We start from the raw sequence: 6,090 nt of genomic DNA on the forward strand, positions 1-6,090 counted from the left end.
ACGCCCTGTGGGAGATCGACGGGGTGCCCCCCGCGGGACCGGGCGGGGTCCCCCTCCACGCCGACGACCTGCCCGACGGCGTCGTCGTGGCCGACGCCCGCGGTCGCGTCGTGCTCTTCAACACCCAGGCCGCCCAGCTCCTCGGTATCCCCCCGGAGTCGGCCCTGGGCCGCGACTACCGCGCCGTCCTGCCGCTCCTGGGGATCGACGGCAACGACTGGTGGGAGGCCAGCGACCCCTACGGCGGCGCGCGCGACCGTGTCCGCCAACCCGAGCGCGCCCTCCAGCTGCCCGACGACCGCGAGATCCTCGTCGCCGCGCGCTACGTGCGCGCCCGCCCCGGCGGGGCGCTCGTCCGCCTGGTCGTGACCCTCCGGGACGCCTCCGCGCACGCCGAGCGCTCCCGCGCCGACCTCGTCTCCCAGGTCGCCCACGAACTGCGCTCACCCCTGACCAGCGTCAAGGGCTTCACCTCCACCCTGCTCACCAAGTGGGAGCGGCTCACCGACACGCAGAAGCTGTTCATGCTGGAGACGGTCAACGCCGACGCCGACCGCGTCACCCGTCTCATCCACGACCTGCTCGACGTCTCCCGCATAGAGTCGGGGCGCCTGGAGGTGCGCCGCCAGGTCGTCGACCTGCCCGACGCCGTGCGCCGGGTCGTGGCCGGACGCGTCGCCGCGGGGGAGCCGGAGGAGCGCTTCCGGGTCGAGACGCGCGGAGAACTCCCGCGCATGTGGTTGGACGCCGACAAGATCGAGCAGATCCTGTCGAACCTGGTGGAAAACGGGGTGCGGCACGGCGCTGGTACTGTCAGTGTCGTGATCGAGCCGTGTGAGGGAGGAACAGCGGTGTCGGTGCGCGACGAGGGCCAGGGCATAGCGCCCGAGACCATTCCGCGCGTCTTCCGCCAGTTCTGGCGCAGCAAGCGCCGGAGCGGGACCGGCCTCGGGCTGTTCATCGTCAAGGGCCTCGTCGAGGCCCACGGCGGCACGATCACCGTCGGACGCGCCCCCAGCGGCGGCGCCGAGTTCCGATTTACCATGCCCGCCGGGGCGCCCGAGTTCGTCTGAGTCCCTCAGACTCTCCGAGTCCTCCCGGTGGGCTTCACGGCGCGCCCCCGGCTCCGTGAGGGAGCCTTCTCCGGGCGCGCCCGTCATCCGCCTGTGCTTTTCCTGTCGGCTTCGTCCGCCCCGCCGCGGACCGTGACTGCCGCCCGTCCCCTCCGGGGATCCCGGCGGCGAGGCAACCAACCATGTCTGCACCGAACAATTCCTTCGACCCGGTCGAGGTGACCCCCCTGCACCCCGACGAGGTCGCCCGCATGCGCGAGGAGGCGCTGGCCGCCATCGAGGCCGCCGCCGACCTCGCCGAACTCAAGGAGGTCCGGCTCGCGCACGCCTCGGACCGCTCCCCGCTGGCCCTGGCCAACCGGGAGATCGGCGCCCTGCCCCCGGCCGCCAAGGCCGACGCGGGCAAGCGCGTGGGCGGCGCCCGGCGCGACGTCGGCCAGGCACTCAAGGCCCGCCAGGCCGTCCTGGAGGCCGAGCGCGACGAACGCGTCCTCATCGAGGAGCGCGTCGACGTCACCCTGCCCTGGGACCGGACCCCCCGCGGCGCCCGGCATCCCCTGACCACCGTCGCCGAACGTGTGGCCGACATCTTCGTCGGCATGGGTTTCGAGATCGCCGAGGGTCCCGAGGTCGAGGCCGAGTGGTTCAACTTCGACGCCCTCAACTTCCAGCCCGACCACCCGGCCCGCACCATGCAGGACACCTTCTTCGTGGAGGGACCCGACGGCGGTGAGTCCGGATTGGTCATGCGCACCCACACCTCGCCGGTGCAGGTCCGCGCCCTGCTCTCGCGGGAGCTGCCGGTGTACGTGGTCGCGCCGGGCAAGACCTTCCGCACCGACGAGCTCGACGCCACCCACAGCCCCGTCTTCCACCAGCTGGAGGGCCTGGTCGTGGACCGGGGCGTCACCCTGGCCCACCTGCGCGGGGCGATCGACGCCTACGTGGAGGGCGTGTTCGGCGAGGGGCTGCGGACCCGGTTCCGCGCCTCCTACTTCCCGTTCACCGAGCCCTCCGCCGAGGTGGACATGGAGTGCTTCGTGTGCCGGGGCGCCTCCGTGGGCAATCCGGACGCGGCCTGCCGCACCTGCTCCAGCGAGGGCTGGATCGAGATCGGCGGCTGCGGCGTGGTCAACCCGCGCGTGCTCACCGCCGCGGGCGTGGACCCCGAGGTCCACACGGGCTGGGCCTTCGGCCTGGGAATCGAACGGACACTGATGTTCGCGCACGGCGTGCGCGACATGCACGACATGGTCGAGGGCGACATCCGCTTCACCTCGGCGTTCGGGAGTGAGAGCTGATGCGCGTCCCCATGACCTGGCTGCGGGAGTACGTCGACCTTCCGGCCGACGTCACCGCCCGCGACCTCGCGGGCCGTCTCACACTGGCGGGCCTGGAGGTCGAGACCGTCGACGAGCTCGGATCCGACATCACCGGCCCCATCGTGTACGGCCGCGTGCTGGAGATCGAGGAGCTCACCGGTTTCAAGAAGCCCATCCGCTTCTGCAAGGTGGACGTGGGCGGGGCCAACGGCACGGGTGAGCCGCAGGAGATCGTCTGCGGCGCCCGCAACTTCTCCGAGGGCGACCTGGTCGTGGTCTGCCTTCCCGGCGCCGAACTGCCGGGGGGCTTCCGGATCGGCGCCCGCAAGACCTACGGAAAGATGTCGGCGGGCATGATCTGCTCGGCCACCGAGCTGGGCCTGTGGGAGGACCACACCGGCATCGTCGTGCTGCCCGAGGGCTTCGGCGAGGTGGGTGAGGACGCCATCGGCCCGCTCGGCCTACGCGAGGACGTGCTCGACATCGCCGTCACGCCGGACCGCGGCTACGCGCTGTCCCTGCGTGGCGTGGCCCGCGACACGGCCACGCTGTACGGGGTGGAGCTGCGCGATCCGGCCGACGTCACCGTGGGCGCGCCCACCGGTGAGGGGTACGCCGCCGAGGTCGACCCCGCCCTGTGCGACCGCTACGTCCTGCGCGGCGTCACCGGGTTCGACCCCGACGCGCCCAGTCCGCTGTGGATGCGGCGCCGCCTGCACCACTGCGGCGTGCGTCCGATCTCCCTGGCCGTGGACGTCACCAACTACGTGATGCTCGAACTCGGTCAGCCGCTGCACGCCTGGGACCGCGCCCAGCTCCGGGGCGCCCTGCGGGTGCGCGCCGCCGAGTCGGGGGAGAAGCTGGAGACCCTGGACCACGTCCAGCGCTCCCTGGACACCGACGACATCGTCATCGCCGACGACAGCGGTCCGGTCAACATCGCGGGCGTCATGGGCGGCCTGACCACGGAGATCTCCCTGACCAGCACCGACGTGCTGATCGAGGCGGGTCACTTCGACGCCATGCACATCGCGCGCGCCTCGCGGCGCCACCAGCTGTCCTCGGAGTCATCGCGCCGCTTCGAGCGCGGCGTGGACTCGGCCGTGCAGCTGGCCGCCGCCACCCGCGCGGTCGAGCTGCTCGCCGAGCTGGGCGGTGCCTCGGTCGAGTCCGCCTACACCCACCTGGACCACACCGTCGACCGCGAACCGGTCGTGGTGAGGGCCTCGCACGCGGGGTCCGTCGCCGGTGTGGACTACCCCGAGGGCACCACCGAGCGCTGGCTGCGCGCCATCGGCTGCGAGGTGAGCGTCGACGGGGAGCTCCTGAGCGTGGTCCCGCCCACCTGGCGGCCCGACATCACCGACCCCAACGACCTCGCCGAGGAGGTCATCCGGTTCGAGGGCTACGAGAACATCCCCTCGATCCGTCCGCTCGCCTCGGGCCGCGGACTGACCGCCAGCCAGCGCCTGCGCCGCGCGGTCGGCCGCAACCTGGCCGACACCGGCTTCCACGAGGTGCTGAACTACCCGTTCGTCGGTGAGCGCGACCTCGACGGGCTCCAGCTGGAGGCCGACGACGACCGCAGGACGGCGCTGCGTCTGGCCAACCCGCTCAACGAAGGGGAGCCGCTGCTGCGCACCACGCTGCTGCCGGGCCTGTTCAAGGCGCTGGCCCGCAACGTGGGACGCGGGTTCACCGACGTGGCCCTGTACGAGACGGGCCTGGTCTACCGGCCCAGGCCCGGCGCGCCCAGGGCGCCCATGCTGCCGGTGGACCGGGGGCCGCGTCCCGAGGAGCTGGCGCTGATCGAGGCCGCCCTGCCCGACCAGCCGCGTCGGGTGGGCGCGGTGATCTCCGGACACGTCGAGCGCGCCGGATGGTGGGGGCCGGGCCGGGAGGCCACCTGGGCCGACGCGGTCCAGACCGCGCGCGGCATCGCCGACGTCGCCGGGGTCGAGCTGGAGGTCGAGGCCGACCAGCACGCTCCGTGGCATCCGGGGCGCTGCGCCGCGCTGTACGTGCGCGCGGACGGTGAGCGCCTGCTCGTGGGACACGCCGGGGAACTGCACCCCCGCACCGTCGCGGCGTTCGGGCTGCCCGAGCGCACGGCGGCGGTGGAGGTCGACCTCGACCGGATCGAACGGGCCCGTACCCCGGTCACCGCGCCGGAGGTCTCCACGTACCCGGTGGCCACCCAGGACGTGGCCCTGATCGTGGACTCCTCGGTTCCGGTCGGCCAGGTCGGCGAGGCCCTGGCCGAGGGGGCGGGAGAGCTGCTGGAGAGCGTGCGCCTGTTCGACGTCTACACGGGTGACCAGGTCGGTGAGGGACGCCGGTCGGTGGCCTTCACCCTGCGCTTCCGCGCCGGTGACCGGACGCTGACGGCGGAGGAGGCCGGGGCCGCCAGGGAGGCGGCGGTGGCCGTGGCCGCCGAGCGCACGGGTGCGGTCCTGCGCGGCTGAGTTCCGGGCTCGGGCCCTTCCGGACTACGGGCGGGGCCGGTCGTCTCCGAGGGGGCGGCCGGCCCCGTTTTCCTGTGGTCGGTGGGATGCCCAGCATGACCACGAGGGTCCGCGTGTCACCGAAAGCTTCGCTGGGAACGCTCGGTCCGAAACTGATTTTCGGCTTGTTTTTCCAGTACAGAAGGGGTTTTGCTGGCGAGGTCGTAGGGTAGCTCGCATGAAGTTTGTGTTTCGGGGCATGAATCTTCGTTTTGTCTCTTGCTGTGAGATGGGTTGCACGCTTAGTCTTCAATCACCTGCCACCATCGGGCGCCCGTGTGCAGGCCGAATCAACCTGAGTTTTCCGCTGCGCTCTCGCGCATGACACGGCTCGGAGGTCGCCATATGACCGAAACGGTTGTCTCGTCCGCACTCGCTCCCACCCGGTACGGGGAGCCCAGCCGCCTCTGGCACACGTTCTGCGACATGAACACCGTGGTCCAGTCCCCGGAGTTCATGGTGGCCCGCGCCGAGGGCGTGTGGCTCTGGGATGACTCCGGTGACCGCTACCTGGACGGCACGGCCAGCCTCTGGTACTGCAACGTCGGGCACGGCCGCACCGAGATCGCGGACGCGGTCCACCGTCAGATCAGCACCCTGGACGCCTACACGGTCTACGGGGACTTCTCCAACCGGCCGGCGGTCGAACTCAGCGAGCGCCTGGCCGCGCACGCTCCCGTGCCCGACCCGAAGGTGATCCTGACCTGCGGGGGAGGGGAGTCCATCGACACCGCCGCCAAGCTGGCGCGGCGCTACTGGGCCGTCACGGGGCAGCCGGGACGCACCCACCTGATCAGCCGGACCGGCGGTTACCACGGCCTGCACGGGTTCGGTACGAGCATCTCCGGCATGGACCGGTTCCGCAGCGGCTACGGCAGGCTGGTCGAGGACACCTCGGTGGTGCCCCACGACTCGGCGGAGGCCCTGGAGGCGGAGATCCTGCGGGTGGGACCCGAGAAGGTCGCGGCCTTCTTCGCCGAGCCGGTGGTCGGCGCGGGCGGGGTGTTCCTGCCGCCGGAGGGCTACTTCACCGAGATCTCGCGGATCTGCCACAAGTACGGCGTGCTCTTCGTCGTCGACAGCGTCATCTGCGGTTTCGCCAGGATGGGTAACTGGTTCGGGATCGAGCGCTTCGGCGTCGACCCGGACATGATCGTCTTCGCCAAGGGCGTCTCCAGCGGGTACCTGCCG

4 protein-coding genes are annotated in these 6,090 nt (G+C 71.7%); all 4 read left to right on the plus strand.

Going from position 1 to position 6,090, the window contains the following annotated elements; translation table 11 throughout:
- Positions 1 to 5 precede the first annotated feature (5 nt).
- Positions 6 to 1,073, plus strand: coding sequence for a sensor histidine kinase (locus D455_RS0125240; RefSeq protein WP_083922436.1), 1,068 nt, complete (start codon positions 6 to 8; stop codon positions 1,071 to 1,073).
- Between the two features lie 182 nt (positions 1,074 to 1,255).
- Entirely contained in the window at positions 1,256 to 2,374 is a 1,119-nt protein-coding gene (pheS, locus tag D455_RS0125245; RefSeq protein WP_026122965.1) for a phenylalanine--tRNA ligase subunit alpha, read from the plus strand.
- Positions 2,374 to 4,860 (plus strand): phenylalanine--tRNA ligase subunit beta, encoded by a 2,487-nt coding sequence (pheT, locus tag D455_RS0125250; RefSeq protein WP_017573450.1) that lies wholly within the window; start codon positions 2,374 to 2,376, stop codon positions 4,858 to 4,860. Before pheS ends, pheT begins: the two co-directional genes overlap by 1 nt.
- A gap of 465 nt (positions 4,861 to 5,325) precedes the next feature.
- The coding region (locus D455_RS0125255; RefSeq protein ID WP_040685120.1) for an aminotransferase family protein at positions 5,326 to 6,090 on the plus strand (765 nt) is incomplete at its 3' end.

It is taken from the genome of Nocardiopsis halotolerans DSM 44410 (assembly GCF_000341065.1).
In the GTDB taxonomy this organism is placed as follows: Bacteria; Actinomycetota; Actinomycetes; order Streptosporangiales; family Streptosporangiaceae; genus Nocardiopsis; species Nocardiopsis halotolerans.